The sequence below is a fragment of the Shewanella sp. H8 genome, from assembly GCF_040285065.1.
GTDB lineage: Bacteria > Pseudomonadota > Gammaproteobacteria > Enterobacterales > Shewanellaceae > Shewanella > Shewanella polaris.
The window spans coordinates 526,961-542,176 of the sequence record NZ_CP157213.1 but is presented as its reverse complement, the minus strand read 5'-3'; the positions used below and the strand labels follow the sequence as shown (position 1 = coordinate 542,176).

The following is a 15,216-nucleotide window of genomic DNA, read 5'->3' as shown; positions in this document are numbered from 1 at the left end:
TGCTAAATGCTTTTGCAAACATAGATAACAAGCGATACTTTTTAAATTTTGTTTAACGAATTAGAGCATAGCTATAAAAGGATTAAAGATGCAGGTACTTATAATTGGTGGTGGCGGTCGTGAACATGCTCTAGCTTGGAAAGCGGCTCAGTCCGCTCAAGTTGAAAAAGTGTTTGTTGCACCCGGTAATGCTGGTACGTCTTTAGAACCTAAGTTAGAAAACGTTGCAATTGATGTCGAGCAAATTGACGCACTTGTCGCCTTTGCCAAAGATAATGCCATCGCGATTACTATTGTCGGCCCAGAAGTACCATTATCGCTAGGCCTAGTTGATGCTTTTAATGCAGCTGGTTTAGCCATTTTTGGCCCAACCAAAGGCGCGGCACAGCTTGAGTCTTCAAAAGCTTTTACTAAAGACTTTTTGGCTCGTCATCATATTCCAACAGCTGAATATTCAAACTTCACCGACATCGTTCCAGCTAAAGCGTACGTTACCGAACTCACAAACAAAACAGGCTTTCCGGTTGTAATTAAAGCCGACGGTTTAGCTGCGGGTAAAGGTGTCATCATCGCTGCGGACCAAGCAGAAGCCGATGCAGCCATTGACGATATGCTAGCAGGCAATAAGTTTGGTGATGCCGGTTCACGTGTGGTAATTGAAGAATTCTTGAAGGGTGAAGAAGCCAGCTTTATTGTCATGGTAGACGGTAAGAATATTCTTGCTATGGCCACCAGCCAAGACCATAAAGCCCGCGATAATGGCGACTATGGCCCTAACACTGGCGGCATGGGAGCCTATTCTCCTGCACCCGTTGTGACTCAAGCGGTACACGATTGGACTATCGCTAATGTTATCCGTCCAACGGTAGATGGCATGGCAGCTGAAGGTAACGTTTATACCGGCTTCTTATACGCAGGTTTAATGATTTCACCAGACGGTAGCGCGAAAGTGCTTGAATACAACTGCCGCTTTGGCGACCCAGAAACTCAACCGATTATGATGCGCTTGCAGTCTGATATTGTAGAACTTTGTTTAGCCGCAACTCGTGGTGAATTAGACAAAGTAACTGCAGAGTTTGACTCGCGTGCAGCGGTAGGCGTTGTGTTAGCCGCTGGCGGTTATCCAGATGCTTATCACAAAGGTGATGTCATTGACGGCTTAACTCTTGGCAATTCCAACGGTAAAGTGTTCCATGCTGGTACTAGTATTAAAGACGGCCATGTTGTTACTAATGGCGGCCGAGTATTATGTGCTACCGCATTAGGTAACACGGTGACCGAAGCGCAAAAGTCGGCTTACGCATTAGTAGATACCATTCATTGGGATGATGTGTATTTTCGTACTGATATTGCCTATCGCGCCATTGCACGCGAGCAAACTAAAAGCTAATAACCTAATAGTTAATTTAGTTCGCTAAAAACCTGTGATGGCAACATCACAGGTTTTTTACAATCTATATATGTATCAAAGATTAATTACAGTTTACCTTAGCTATAATTAACAACTTCTATGATTTAGATCACAAAAATAACACACATCAAAGAGCAATCTAATAATTAGAAAGGAGTTTGGTTAGTTTTAATGCTTCGAACTCCTGTACTTTAGATAACATAATCGAAATGATTATTGGAGGATTTAATGAGATTTAATAACAGCGACCTGATTTATCAAGGCGAAAAATCAGGGCTTCATAATTGGCACACCGCCAATGGCAACTCTTTCTATTGGCATACTGATTGGTTAAATATTGCAGAAGATATGACAGGCCATAAAGCCTTAGAAAAAGTTGATATCCCTAAAGGTAAAGCCACTAAAGCTGATGCAGAAAAAGCCATCTTGAAACATTTAAATAAATAATTGTTACGGCGTATTAAGTAATATTGACCTATAAATGCTAAAAAAGTCGCCCCTTTTAATGAGGATATCTCTGGTTACAGCGGATATCCTCAACCGTGTTTTTTCAAACTTATTCATACGATCTAGCTTCTTACGCATATATAACCAATAGAAATAACTAACTAATCACACAGTTCCATAATAGTCACAATATCCTTTCAAAAGTTCTCCCCTCAAAGCTAACAATGTTCGACTTATCACATCTTTTTATGTCAGGATGTGTGTCTGTTACAAATAAGTTATCAACTTATAAACAAAAAATCTCAGGTAGAGATATTCGACAGTGAACCATTCTCACTTTCAAATATTTACTTCATCTCTAGACCTGATTTGAAATCAACAACAATTAATTAATAACAACTAACACCAAATCGCTTTATCGATATTGGTCAATAATAATGATAATAAAGGACCTTTCATGTCTCAAACGACAACCTCTGAGCACAAGCAACCCAGCTTGCTTGATGCACTAATCCCCGTTTTTGCACTTATTCTTATGCTCGCGGCAGCGGTTTATCTGTTTTCTTCAGACAGCTCATCAGGCGCCAATCAAATCGCATTAGTGTTAGCGGCATGTATTGCCATGATCATCGGTTATAAAAATGGTTATAGCTGGAATCAAATGGAACGGGGTATCGTCAAAAGTATTGGTGTTGCGACCGGTGCTTTATTGATTCTATTCAGCGTAGGTTCGCTCATTGGTACGTGGATTTTAGCCGGTACAGTTCCGACGATGATTTATTATGGTATGCAAATCCTTAACCCAGACTACTTTTATACTGCCTGCTGTTTATTGTGTGCGGTGGTTGCACTGAGTATTGGTAGCTCGTGGACCGTTGCAGGTACCTTAGGTATTGCCTTAGTGGGTATTTCGTCTGCAATGGGATTAGATGTCAATATTACTGCTGGTGCCATCATCAGTGGCGCGTATTTTGGTGATAAAATGTCACCAATGTCAGACACCACAAACCTTGCCCCTGCTGTTGCGGGTACAGACATTTTTAGCCATATCCGCCACATGACATGGACCACAGTACCCAGCATTATCATTGCCCTGATTGGTTTTACTTTTTTAGGCCTTACAGCAGAGGCTGCCCCGATAGAAAACCAACTCGCAGATACCTTGGCTTTATTGGATAAGACCTATAGCCCAGGAATACATTTATTGATCCCGTTATTAGTGGTGTTGTATTTAGCTAACCGCAAAATGCCAGCATTTCCAACGGTCATATTAGGTACCTTAGCTGGTGCGGTGTGCGCGGCATTGTTTCAGTTTGATAACGTGATAGCCTTTGTACACGACGACACGCTAGTGCCGATTGTGGCGTTAGTAAAAGGTTTATGGATAGCCATGTTTGACGGCTATGTCGCTAACACAGGCGATGAGGTATTAGATAATTTATTAAGCCGTGGTGGCATGAGCAGCATGGTCACGACAGTGTGGTTAATTCTGTGTGCTATGGCATTTGGTGGCGTAATGGAAGTCACTGGATTATTGAATCGTATTTTAGAAAGTATTCTCACCGTAGTAACGGGTTCCGCTAGCTTGATTATTACCACCCTTGGGGTGTGTATTGGCGCTAACATCATTACTGCGGACCAATACATAGCCATTGTACTGCCAGGTCGAATGTTAAAAGTGGAATACACTCGCCGTAAATTGGCGGCGGTTAATTTAAGCCGTTCACTAGAAGACTCAGCAACCGTAACCAGTCCGCTAGTGCCATGGAATACCTGTGGTGCCTTTATGGCCAGTACACTTGGGGTTGCGACTGTCGCTTACCTGCCCTACGCCTTCTTTAACTTAGTGTGTCCGTTTATTAGTGCATCTTATGCTTATTTCAATTTCAAAATTGAGCCATTAGACGAAACTAAAATAAGCACTGGTGAAGTAATAGGTTAACTAAGAAGCCGCCTATTAACCTAGAAATGGGCGGTTAACCAAAACGATCTTTCAACCAACCATAATGATAATAACCCCATTGCCCAAGCCGTCTTGCTTGGGTGAAGGGGAACTTAGGCAAAGGTTGTTGATACAAAGGTAAATTGGGTAATGTTTCCCCCGCAATACTTTGCGCTAAGCGATACGCAGCTTGGCTACTAAAAGACACTCCTGCACCACAATATCCTAAACTGTACCCTACACCATCTTTGCTATACACATGGGGCATATCATCCATTGCAGCAGCAATCCAACCCGTCCAATTATAAGCAATCGCTTTATTGGTTAAGCTTGGAAAGCACTTATTTAATGCCATTTTTAAGCGCTCGCCATAAACGGGATTAGCAGCATCTTTGCCCCACACCGCACCACGGCCACCAAACAATAAACGATTGTCAGGTAATAAACGGTAATAGTATTTTAAAATACGGGTGTCCATGGTCACTTGATGAGTATGTAAACCGGCCTCTGCAAGCTCTTGAGCGGTAAGCGGCTCGGTTACAATCACATTGCTTAATATAGGCAAAAATTTATCGTCTATACGCTGATTAAACCGTTTAGGGGTATAAGCATTACCCGCCATAATCACTTTATTGGCAATCAGCTCACCACTTTCGGTAATCAAACGATGCTTGCCGCCCTCTTCAATCCAATCTAATACGCAAGATTGCTCAGAAATAGTCACGCCTTGGTTTTGTACCATCGACTTATAACCCAGTAGTAATTTAAGCGGATTGAGACCAAAACCGTCTTTTAAACGCAGCGCGCCATAGGCCTGATGATGATCTAAATACTGAGCCCGAAAATCTTGGCTTGAGATAAACTCGGCATCTGAGTCTTGGCTATCGGCTAAATTTTGTTGAATGTAGTTAGCAGCATTTTGCAGCGTAACTAATGCTTTAGAATTATGCGCTACCTTCAAGTAACCCGCTTCTTGCGGTTCACAATCAATATTGTATTGTTTTATCAGCCCATCAACTCTAGCTACCGCTTGAGTGAATTCATCGTATATACCCTTGGTCGTTGCTAAGTCCCAACGCTGAGTCATGGCGGCGTACCCTAAACGACCCGAACCTTTTAACACAAAACCGGCATTACGGGCGCTGGCACCAAAACCGACTTGGTTGGCCTCTAGCACATGACAATCGATATTGAATTCGGTTGCCAAATAATAGGCAGTTAACAGGCCGGTGAAGCCACCACCCACAATGGCGACATCGGTTTGTTGGCGGCCAGACAAGGCTGCTGTTGGTGTGGGTAAGACTTGAGTGCTTGCCCAATAGCTAGGGGCAAACGTTTGATTATTAGGATGAGTGTTAATCAGCGGATCGTACATATTCATCTTCTTGTTATTATTGATTTAGAGAGCAGACATTAAAATAACAGTAGCATTTCACAGGCAACGCAATGGCAGTCTTCATCGCATATTACGCAAATGTAATCATCACCCATATAACGTTGATGCCAGCGTTGTGGGTGTTGAGCAATCAATTTCCCTCCCGCCTTAGTAAAGTAACGCACCGCAGCATTATTAGGACTTTGCTGCCATAAATGGCTGACCCCCGCTTTAGCCCCTTGAGCAATAACCGCAGCTTTAGAGGCGGCTAATAGCTCCCCACCAAGCCCTTGACCACGGGCAGATTCTGCAATGGTGTTTGATTTGAAATAACACACATCTTCAAATTTCACGTACCACTTATCAACAGTACACCATTGATCTTGTGGCCATTGACCTGCGGCATACGTTAACCGAAAACCAATAAGTTGTTCATTTTCAAGCGCAACAAAATTGGCATTAATGCCATTTTTAATGCCTTTGTGATAAATCGCGGTGAGTTCCGCGGTGTCCATATAACCACTACCATGGACAATTTCACCGAGTGTGATTACCGCATCAAAGTCAGCGGGAGTCAGTTGTCTAATCATAATCATTGTTATTTTTGTTGGTTTGAACTCACTTTATCACACGTTATTATAGTCAAGTTAACGATGTTAACCTTTTGTGATAATTTGGCGATAAGTAGGTGAGATCACTTGTGCATACTGGCTGCAATTAAACAAAGGAGCTCGGTTATGAAACGTACACTAGTGACTGCAAGTCTTATGGCTGCTGGATTATTCAGCCTACCAACCTTAGCCGCTGATATTGAAGTCAGTGTGACCAATTTAACTCACGGAAATCACTTTACCCCTATTTTGATCGCAGCCCACGACGCTGACAGCCACCTATTTCAAGTCGGAACTGAAGCATCCGCAGCCTTACAAAAAATGGCTGAAGGCGGCGACATTGCCGACTTAGATGCTGCGGTAACCGGCAATGCAGGCGTCACATCAGCAAATCCTGCAACGGGGTTACTTGCCGCAGGTGCAAATGTTAGTGGCGTAATGCTTGATACTGGCGACAACACCCATTTATCTATCGTAGCTATGGTGTTACCCACTAACGATGCTTTTATGGGGCTAGATGGTTGGAAAATCCCTACTGAAGCGGGCACGTACACTATGTACGTCAATGCTTATGATGCTGGCACAGAAGCCAATGATGAAATCATTAATGGCGGCGGAATGTCAGGCGTACCGGGTATTCCGGCAGCCCCTGGTGGTGACGGTGGAGCTAATGGCACTGGCGTGATGGATAATTCTGACAATAGTAATGTACACACTCACCCTGGCGTTTTAGGTGACATGGACCCTGCTGGTGGAATGAGTGATTTAGACAGTCGCGTTCATCGCTGGTTGAACCCTGTAGCCAAAGTTGTGGTGACAGTAAAATAAGGAGGTAGCCCATGAAACGCACTGACTTTACACTTAAGCCCAGCTTAATTGCCATGCTGGCTGCTGCAACACTACTTACTGCCTGTGGTGATGACGATGATGATAATGCTGTTGTTATACCGCCAGCTCCAGTGATGCAAACTTTCACGGTGACCGTGACTAACCTGACGGCTAACCAACCAATGTCGCCGGTTATCTTAGCCTCTCATGCTAGTGATGCCATGTTATGGAACGCCGGTGAAATGGCCAGCGAAGCACTCGAGAAACTGGCTGAAGGTGGTGATACTACCGACATAGCTGCACTAAGCGTGATCGAAAGTAGCATTAACGGCACAGGTTTATTAATGCCTGGTATGTCAGAAACGCTGACTCTGAGCTTAGATGAAGCCGACGTAGCTAGCATCAGTTTAGCCACCATGTTGGTTAACACTAACGATGCCTTTACCGGTATTAACAGTTACACCATTGCCGGAATGGAAGTGGATGCAACAACCGCGATGAAGTTTATGGCTTATGATGCTGGCACCGAAGCCAACAGCGAAGCCAAAGGCACTATGCCAGGACCTGCTGATGGCGGCGAAGGTTTTAACGCCAGCCGTGATGATGTCGACTTTGTGCATATTCATCCTGGTGTTATTTCAATGTACGACGGCTTAGCCGATTCAGTACTGGGTGCGTCGCACCGTTTTGATAACCCGGTGTTAGCTGTCACTATTATGCGTACTGAATAATCTTAATCGGTCGTGTCGACTGAATGAATTTCAACCCGATTGAAATTTATTCTCCTCAAAGCGGGTCTAAGTATTAATGCAATTACTGGATTTGCTTTGAGGAAGTCACCATGAATGGAACCGCGAAACATAATGGCCATGTTTGTCCGCAACATATTTTGCTAGTCGAAGACGAACAAGACTTGGCTAAGTTAATCATACTTAACCTCAAAGCACTCAACTACAGCGTCGACCACGCCACCACCTTGAAGCAAGCCATGCACATAATCGAGCATAAAAGGCTCGACCTCATATTAATGGACCGCATGCTCCCCGATGGTGATGGCATTATGCTGTGTGAGCAACTACGCCAAGACGGTAAGGAAGTCCCGCTGATGCTATTAACCGCCAAAGATTCAGAAGCAGATGTGGTACTAGGTCTTGAAGCTGGGGCAGATGATTATCTCGTCAAACCCTTTAGCGTATTAGAACTGCGCGCACGAGTAAAAGCACTATTAAGACGCGGAAAAGCCCAACATGAACAAACCCAACAAATTGAATTTAACAGCGTAACCATTAACTCCAGTACCCGTGAAGTTACCGCGTTTAATAAAGCGTTAACCCTCACCGCCCGCGAGTTTGATTTACTGCTATTTTTAGCCAAGCACCCGCAACAAGTCTTTAGCCGCATGCAACTGTTAGAAGCAGTATGGGGTTATCACTACGACGGCTATGAGCACACAGTAAACAGTCACATCAACCGTTTGCGTAACAAGCTTTCTTTGTGCTCACCTGAACATGATCTTGTCAAAACCGTGTGGGGCGTAGGCTACAAATTTTCACCACCAGAGGTGCAAGCCCACTAATGAATCGCTTATTTAATCGGTTGTTTTTAGCATCAACAATAATCGTGTTATTACTGTTTGTAGCGTTATGGCAATGGTTGCAACTTAACCATGAATTCAGCCGTAATCAAATTCAGCAATCACTGCACCTACAACTTGCTGAACATATGGCACACATCAACCCTTTATTATCGCAAGGGATCACGTCAGACGCCGCGCTTAAAGAAGCCTTTCACGACTTTATGTTGTTAGGGCCAAGCTTTGAAATTTATACCTTAGACCCAGATGGTAAAGTGATTGCCTATGACGCCAAAGAAGAAAAAATTAAAACTCACCGAGTCGATACTACAATTATTCAACAGTTTTTAAATGGCGACAGCCTGCCAGTGCTTGGCACAGATCCGCGCAGCGAAGATACCCACAAGATTTTTTCCGCCAGTAAACTCATCACCGAAGACGGGCTTCATAGCGGTTATTTATATGTGATTATTGGCGGTGAAGATTACGACAGCTGGCAGGCACTTATTAATGCCGAAAACCAACTTAAAATCTGGGGCGCTACAATCGGTTTTTGGATCATTTTTGCTTTAGTGCTATTTGTGATTTTATTGCGCTATTTTACCCGCCCAATCCAAAAGCTCGCTCAAGACTTAACCGAACTTAAAAACACCCCGATGTCAGACAAACTGATGCTCCCCCAGCGCTATCGTGGCAGCTTAGAAATAAGCCAGCTCAGCCATCATATCAATCATTTATTGCAAGAAATCCAATTGCAGCAACAGCAAGTGAAACGCCAACAACAGGCCAAACACGACTTTTTACTGCATTTATCACATGACTTAAAAACCCCACTTACCGCATTGTTAGGTTATATCGATACTTGGTTGATATTACCCAAGCACGAACGGGACGAGGCGCTAATCCAATATGCTGCAAACTCAGGCCAAACCTTACAACAGCTACTGGCACAGTTATTAGAATTGGCCGCCCTAGAAAATGGTCAAATCGATGCACAACTGCAACAAGTCAACCTAAGCGAACTGCTTAGCGATATTGAACAAACCTTTACTCCTCGAGCAAAAAAGCTCGGGGTTCAATTAGATTTCGACATCAATCATGCCAGCCAAATCTATACCGACCCCGCACTAATGCGCCGCATACTGAACAACTTGGTCGATAACGCCCTGCGCTACACCCCCGCCGGTGGCAAGATTCAAATCATCAACGCACAACACAATGGTCAACAATGGTTAACCGTGCGCGACACCGGCGCAGGCATGCACAAGCATGAAGTTGACGCCCTGAAACAATTATCGATGACGACACTGTCGTTTGAGACTAATCAAAGTCTGCCACAACTCGGCGTCGGACTCGCCATCGTCAGGCAGTTATTAGGCTTATTGAAATGCAGAATTGAAATAGACAGCCAACCGGGCGTAGGAAGTGAATTTAAGATAGAGCTTGTAACGCAGAGTTAATCTCATTTTTGAATCGCAAATGATCAGCGATTTGATTCATGACCTCAGTAGTACTGACTCAGTTTTGTTTATCATTAAACTTCATGATAAACAAAATCAATGATATCTAAACAGAAGAATTAGAACTAAGTTCTAACAAAAAAATTGAGCTACTGTGAGTTAAAAGTATGGCCGCAGGCCATATCTATAAAATGACAGTCTAAGCACCATACTTCACATATCAATCCATTCAGCCGTTTACAACTTCCGCAACATCGAAAAACCTTAAACTGTTTTGTATCCAACTATTTGCACAACGGCACTGTCTCCTTGATGATATTTTCCTTCAGAAATATGTCTTTCTACTTCATTACCAATAACAAACTCTAACCCTTTAAGCTCAGTTTCCAATTCTTCCAAAGACATAAATAATTCTTTGTTAGACGCTGGTGGCCCGCCGACTCCTGCCATATGAATATGACGTTCAGTAAATGCTTCTAAAATAAATACGCCGTTATTTTTAAGCGCACTAACAGCTTGTCGATGGAGAGATTTACGCAATAAAGGAGGAACATGTGCAGATATTGATACTATGCCATCCCAGACATTCAAACCTACGTCATAGTGACTCAAGTCCGCTACAACTGTTGATATTTCTACGCCACATTTAGCGGCTAGGCTTTCTGCCTTTTTAAGACCCACAGCAGATTGATCGACAGCGGTAACTATGTATCCTTGTTTAGCCAAAAAAACTGCATTTCTACCTTCTCCTTCCGCCAAACAAAGTACTCGACCACCCTTTGGTATTCGGCAATACTCAGATTTTAAGAAATCATTAGGCTCGGTTCCATACACAAACCCGTCTTCGTTATACCTTTGATCCCACATCTGGGCTCCTATACTTGAAATGGTTCACAAGATTGTAGAATGGCTAAAAATGAACACTTAGTCTAATGCTTGGTTTAGAAGATGGTCATCAGTATGTGAATAATTGATAGGTATCACTCTGCAAACTTATTATGTACAACATAACTTACTGATAAAATTTACAATATAACGCCATACATCGAATGTTATGTGGGGGCGTAGCCACAATATTGTGGCTAAACGTCCCACTCGAGCATCTAACTAAACAGGATTATTTCTCGGTTTTACAACTTGATATACCAAAAGGTACATAAGCAGGGCACCATCCAATTGCAGCCGTAAGAATAGGAATAATCCCAACAGCTCCCCACCATGACTGATAGTAAACGCCAACTGCAATAACACATACTCCGAGTATGACCCTGATTATCCGATCTGTTTTACCTATATTACATTTCATATAAACCTCCATTTTGTGGTTTATGGTTATGACTAAAAACTAGCGCCGCAATGAGCTACCTTGCTTCAGTATGGTATTTCAACGATGCGGCTCACTTTTCTCGCTATCGTATTTGATCATCTACTAATGGCTTTAAGTGCCTCAAGTAGATATTTTGGATTATGAGTCGATTCGTACATAAGATGCACCTCCTTAACGGTATCAAACAAGCCATAAACTGCCATTTGAGCAGTTCTGACAGAATATTCAACGGTAAAAACACAATCTTTAGGGGCTTCTGCAAATTGGCCTAAAAAGGCAAAGTTTGTAGCCCCTTTGGGTATCACATCTGGTCTGTCACCCACATTTCTCGGCATAAACAAGCTATCAACAAACGGCATAGCAACAGGGATACAATTTACCTTTCCGGCTTTTGTTACTGGCTTCATCAACTCTTGAATATTCAAATGATAATAAAGCTCTTCTAACATTTCGGCACCAGTACACTCCGCCATTGTTTTATTAATATAATTACCTTTTCTATCAGGATAGAGCCCATAGCCCCAAAAAATCTTCACATCATCAGGTTGATTAGGAAAGTGAGGTTGGCGTGCTATTACAATTGACATCAGCCAGTTAGAATCGGTCATGGTGACAAGCCCGCCAGTTCCATCTACATTACCCGAGAAGTTCTCCATGTAATCGAGAAAGGTGCTGTCTTTCATTGTTGCCGTAAATGAGTACCATTTTTGCAAATCAATGTTGTCGCAAAATGGGCTTGGATTACCAAAAGACGGATCTTTTTTAGCTATTTTTTTCCACAACATCCAAGAACCAGATTCTTGCACGCCCTTTAATTTTGCGGGAGCATCCCAGCTGCCATTATCGGTACTTTCTGTTATTGACCCATTGGTGAAAAACACAAAATCATTTTCCCCAAGTATAATTTCAGTATTGTCTTTGAAATAAAGCATCGTAGCCGTTTTTTTGTCTGCCGTTAAGTCGAAATCAATATCTACGACCTCTTTGCCCATTTCAAATTTCACCCCTTTTGCTTCGAGGTATGTTTTCATCGGCCTAACCACTGAGTCATATTGGTTATATTTAGTCCGCATGACCCCACCCAAACGGGGCAAGCCATCCACAAGGTGCATGAAGCGTTTCATATAACGCCTCATTTCAGCAAGACTGCTCCATTTTTGGAATGCAAACATGGAAGACCAGATAAACCAAAATGTAGTATCGAAGAAGCTTTGATCAAACCAATCTTCTATTCGTTTATCTCCTAAGGAGTTTTCTGAAACATAGGTCAACTTGATAAAATCCATTTGTTGCTCAAAGGACAATCCATATGATGACACATCCAATTTTTTGCCTTGTTTTAATAAACGGGCTTGTCCATTTGACACAAACCGTTGATTAAACTCATACGACTCATCTCTTACTGAAATATTTGGGTCTTCCAATGAAGGAATGTGCGAAAGCAATTCCCAATAACACTCATAGTGGATTTCGTGCATTCTGCCACCGCGAACAACATAACCATTTTCAGGATCGCCAGCGCCATCGGTAGCACCACCAGCAATGAAGTCTTTTTCTATAATATGAATATTCTTGCCAGCAACACCAGCATCTTTTTCTAGGTATACCGCACTCGCGAGTCCCGCCATTCCACTACCAATAATGTACACTTTTGCATCTTTTTGGTTTTGCCAATTGTGCTTGTTCATGTCTTTACCCCCTTTCTGAATACTTCTTTGAAAACAGCCTCAATATTCACGTTGAGTGATTTCTTCTGGTGGGCGATTGGCGGGATATCAAGGTCGATTTAAGTCGTTGGTAGGCAGCTATTTAAGCTACACGTACCGAATATTCCAACGGCGCTTCAAATCCTACTACCAACTATCAGCGATTTTCTGGTTAATAAACATAATGTCTTCCTGCTTAGTTAACTTTATGCCTTTATGATTAAAAAAACAGCAAAAAAATACACTTTGAACAATTAATTTATCATTCGATATTGAGTTGTGGGTATGAGGCAGAATAAATACAATAAAAAGTTTTGATATCAATAAAGTAGAACAGGAATGGCTCGTGTTAAACATTCACGCTTAAGCACACAATCAATATTAGCGACTTGAGCTCTTTTGATGAAAATATCGACATTACCAGCCATTGTTCAACAAAAGAGCTCAAGTGCAATTACAAAGACCTAGCTCGCTCGATGTCAGGTTAATAAAACGTAGCCCTAAATGAACCAATAGATAAAAATAACCTTTTTAAGCTTTTTCATGTCATCAATTAATATTGTCTTTTGTTTCAATATCACTATGAGTACACCGCAGGATGACGCCTGCCTCTCTATATTGGTTATTTTTTCCATCTAACAAAGTCGATGATGTAGCTCCGAATTCTTACATCATCCATCTCAATAACGCCAATATTGCTCCATCGTTGATAAATGCACTCATCATGCAGTGATCCATCATCAATTTTTTATGCCTTCGCCATTAAATATTACAGTTGTTTAATTTAATTGACTTATATTAACCATCTGTTCAATATAAAGGTTAATCGAACTGGGGTAGATATGAACGAAAATAGAGAGAAAAAAGTAAATAAACGTTCTGAGCAAGGACGATCACAAGAGACGAAATCCAAAATTCTTAATGCGGCATTAATCGAATTTGCCTCTGCTGGATTCGAGGGTGTGTCTACCCGTGTAATTGCTGGCCGAGCAGGTGTAAATCACACTCTTATTTCTCATCACTTCGGCAGCAAAGAAGCACTGTGGAAAGCAACTGCAGAATGGTTATTTGGAGCTTATAATCAACGATTTATTGAACGCAATGAGGCGCTAAAAAGTGTCGAAGCGAGTGACATGCCCCGTGTGTTCTTGGCTGACTTCATCTTATTTAGCGCAAAAAACCCAGACTTCCACCGTTTCATGATGCAGGCAAACCTAAATGACTCTGAACGATTGAACTGGCTTACTGATCGATTTTTGCGTTCAGGTTCTGAAGCAGAACTAGGGGTTTTTCAACAAGCGCAAACACTAGGGTTAATGCCTAAAGGCGACTGCCTACACATACGCTATCTTTTCATTGGCGCGGCAACGTCTATCTTTACCTTTGCACCTGAATTTACTCGGTTGTCGGGTAAGGACCCATTTTCTGATGCTATTTTAGATCGACATATTGACTATCTTACTCGGCTATTTAGTGAAAATAATAGCCTATAAACCTCGATACCAAATAGAAAAACATGCCTATGCATCTGAGTCAGTTTTGGCCTATTCTTATAGTATAAATCAAGACTAGAAGTGAGCTTTGCTATGAAAATGCCTGAAACGAGTTTTTTTGAATGGCAACGTCAATTCAGCTCTGAAACTGATTGCTTAAATCACATTAAGAAAATGAGATGGCCTAATGGCTTTGTTTGTCCTAGATGCTCTTGTGAGCATGCTTATGAGCTTACAACCCGCAATGTATATGAATGCAGTCAATGTCATAAACAAACATCGGTCACAGCAGACACATTATTCCACGGTAGCCGTATTCCTATCACTAAGTGGTTTTGGGCTATCTACTTTTTAGGCTCAGATAAAGGCAGTATTTCAGCATTAAGACTGAGCAAGCACATTGAAGTTCATTGGCGAACGGCACGTTTGATATTAAGTAAGCTGAGAACGGCTATGGGCCATAGAGACAGCTTATATAGACTGTCAGGCGTCCTTGAAATTGATGATGCGTTAGTAGGTGGCAGAAGGAAGGGCAAGCGTGGACGTGGAGCAGAAGGTAAAACACCTGTTTTAGTTGCCGTTGAAAGCAAAGGAAAAAGAGCAGGATTTATTGCTATGCAGGCTGTGAATAGCGTTTGCCATGATAGTGTTGAAAAGTTCGTTGCCAAACACTTAACGAGACAGCAAGAAGTGCATACAGACGGCTTACCTGCGTTGAACATTATAGATAAGACTCAACAACATGAAGCGAGGGTTACCCCCAGTGAGCTTGTTGATGAATGGCTGCCTTGGGTTCATATTGCCATTGGTAACTTAAAGGCATTTTTACTTGGGACATTTCATGGTGTTTCAGGAAAGTACCTGCAAGAATACCTGAGTGAGTTCTGTTATCGGTTCAATCGTAGACAAATGGAAAGAGAAATACCTAACAGATTGTTAAATTTGGCAATAATTCACACGCCAATACATTCTTACTGAGCCAAGTGCATAGGCATGTAGAAAAATCATTAGCACCTTCACTCACAACAAGGTGCTATCAAACC

14 protein-coding genes are annotated in these 15,216 nt (G+C 42.2%); 9 read left to right on the top strand and 5 right to left on the bottom strand.

Annotated features, from left to right (window positions below; all coding sequences use genetic code 11):
* Positions 1–88 precede the first annotated feature (88 nt).
* From purD to nhaC, 3 genes are all read left to right on the top strand, one after another.
* The gene (purD, locus tag ABIS04_RS02360) at positions 89–1,390 is read left to right on the top strand and encodes a phosphoribosylamine--glycine ligase (RefSeq protein WP_350432475.1); all 1,302 of its coding nucleotides are present in this window, start codon (positions 89–91) and stop codon (positions 1,388–1,390) included.
* A 249-nt stretch (positions 1,391–1,639) separates the two neighbouring features.
* Positions 1,640–1,858: a hypothetical protein gene (locus ABIS04_RS02355; RefSeq protein WP_137223295.1), complete on the top strand. Its 219-nt coding sequence runs from the start codon at positions 1,640–1,642 to the stop codon at positions 1,856–1,858.
* Positions 1,859–2,315: 457 nt separating this feature from the next.
* A complete protein-coding gene (gene nhaC / locus ABIS04_RS02350; RefSeq protein ID WP_350432474.1) occupies positions 2,316–3,800 on the top strand; it encodes a Na+/H+ antiporter NhaC in 1,485 nt (494 codons plus the stop codon).
* 34 nt (positions 3,801–3,834) lie between these two features.
* Here nhaC and ABIS04_RS02345 read toward each other — a convergent pair whose 3' ends face one another.
* Entirely contained in the window at positions 3,835–5,175 is a 1,341-nt protein-coding gene (locus ABIS04_RS02345) for an FAD-binding oxidoreductase (RefSeq protein ID WP_350432473.1), read from the bottom strand.
* Positions 5,176–5,213: 38 nt separating this feature from the next.
* Positions 5,214–5,771 carry a GNAT family N-acetyltransferase gene (locus tag ABIS04_RS02340; RefSeq protein ID WP_350432472.1) on the bottom strand — a complete coding sequence of 186 codons (558 nt, stop codon included), beginning with the start codon at positions 5,769–5,771 and terminating at the stop codon, positions 5,214–5,216.
* Between the two features lie 141 nt (positions 5,772–5,912).
* Between ABIS04_RS02340 and ABIS04_RS02335 the strand changes: the two genes are divergently transcribed.
* The 4 genes from ABIS04_RS02335 to ABIS04_RS02320 all read left to right on the top strand — a co-directional run bounded on the left by ABIS04_RS02335 (position 5,913) and on the right by ABIS04_RS02320 (position 9,647).
* Positions 5,913–6,614: a spondin domain-containing protein gene (locus tag ABIS04_RS02335; RefSeq protein WP_350432471.1), complete on the top strand. Its 702-nt coding sequence runs from the start codon at positions 5,913–5,915 to the stop codon at positions 6,612–6,614.
* 11 nt (positions 6,615–6,625) lie between these two features.
* Positions 6,626–7,345: a spondin domain-containing protein gene (locus ABIS04_RS02330; protein ID WP_350432470.1), complete on the top strand. Its 720-nt coding sequence runs from the start codon at positions 6,626–6,628 to the stop codon at positions 7,343–7,345.
* 110 nt (positions 7,346–7,455) lie between these two features.
* A complete protein-coding gene (locus tag ABIS04_RS02325; RefSeq protein WP_137223307.1) occupies positions 7,456–8,190 on the top strand; it encodes a response regulator transcription factor in 735 nt (244 codons plus the stop codon).
* Positions 8,190–9,647 carry a HAMP domain-containing sensor histidine kinase gene (locus ABIS04_RS02320; protein ID WP_350432469.1) on the top strand — a complete coding sequence of 486 codons (1,458 nt, stop codon included), beginning with the start codon at positions 8,190–8,192 and terminating at the stop codon, positions 9,645–9,647. The genes ABIS04_RS02325 and ABIS04_RS02320 overlap by 1 nt, the downstream gene beginning before the upstream one ends.
* Before the next feature lie 264 nt (positions 9,648–9,911).
* On the opposite strand, the gene ABIS04_RS02315 is transcribed toward ABIS04_RS02320, so the two are convergent.
* The 3 genes from ABIS04_RS02315 to ABIS04_RS02305 all read right to left on the bottom strand — a co-directional run bounded on the left by ABIS04_RS02315 (position 9,912) and on the right by ABIS04_RS02305 (position 12,662).
* Complete coding sequence (locus tag ABIS04_RS02315; RefSeq protein ID WP_350432468.1) at positions 9,912–10,514, bottom strand: class I SAM-dependent methyltransferase; 603 nt, start codon at positions 10,512–10,514, stop codon at positions 9,912–9,914.
* A 250-nt stretch (positions 10,515–10,764) separates the two neighbouring features.
* Positions 10,765–10,953, bottom strand: coding sequence for a DUF2892 domain-containing protein (locus ABIS04_RS02310; RefSeq protein WP_137223313.1), 189 nt, complete (start codon positions 10,951–10,953; stop codon positions 10,765–10,767).
* A gap of 116 nt (positions 10,954–11,069) precedes the next feature.
* The gene (locus ABIS04_RS02305; RefSeq protein ID WP_350432467.1) at positions 11,070–12,662 is read right to left on the bottom strand and encodes an oleate hydratase; all 1,593 of its coding nucleotides are present in this window, start codon (positions 12,660–12,662) and stop codon (positions 11,070–11,072) included.
* An 860-nt stretch (positions 12,663–13,522) separates the two neighbouring features.
* Here ABIS04_RS02305 and ABIS04_RS02300 point away from each other — a divergent pair.
* On the top strand, positions 13,523–14,173 hold the full coding sequence (locus tag ABIS04_RS02300; protein ID WP_350432466.1) for a TetR/AcrR family transcriptional regulator: 651 nt from the start codon (positions 13,523–13,525) through the stop codon (positions 14,171–14,173).
* A gap of 93 nt (positions 14,174–14,266) precedes the next feature.
* The gene (locus ABIS04_RS02295; RefSeq protein WP_350432465.1) at positions 14,267–15,151 is read left to right on the top strand and encodes an IS1595 family transposase; all 885 of its coding nucleotides are present in this window, start codon (positions 14,267–14,269) and stop codon (positions 15,149–15,151) included.
* Positions 15,152–15,216 lie beyond the last annotated feature (65 nt).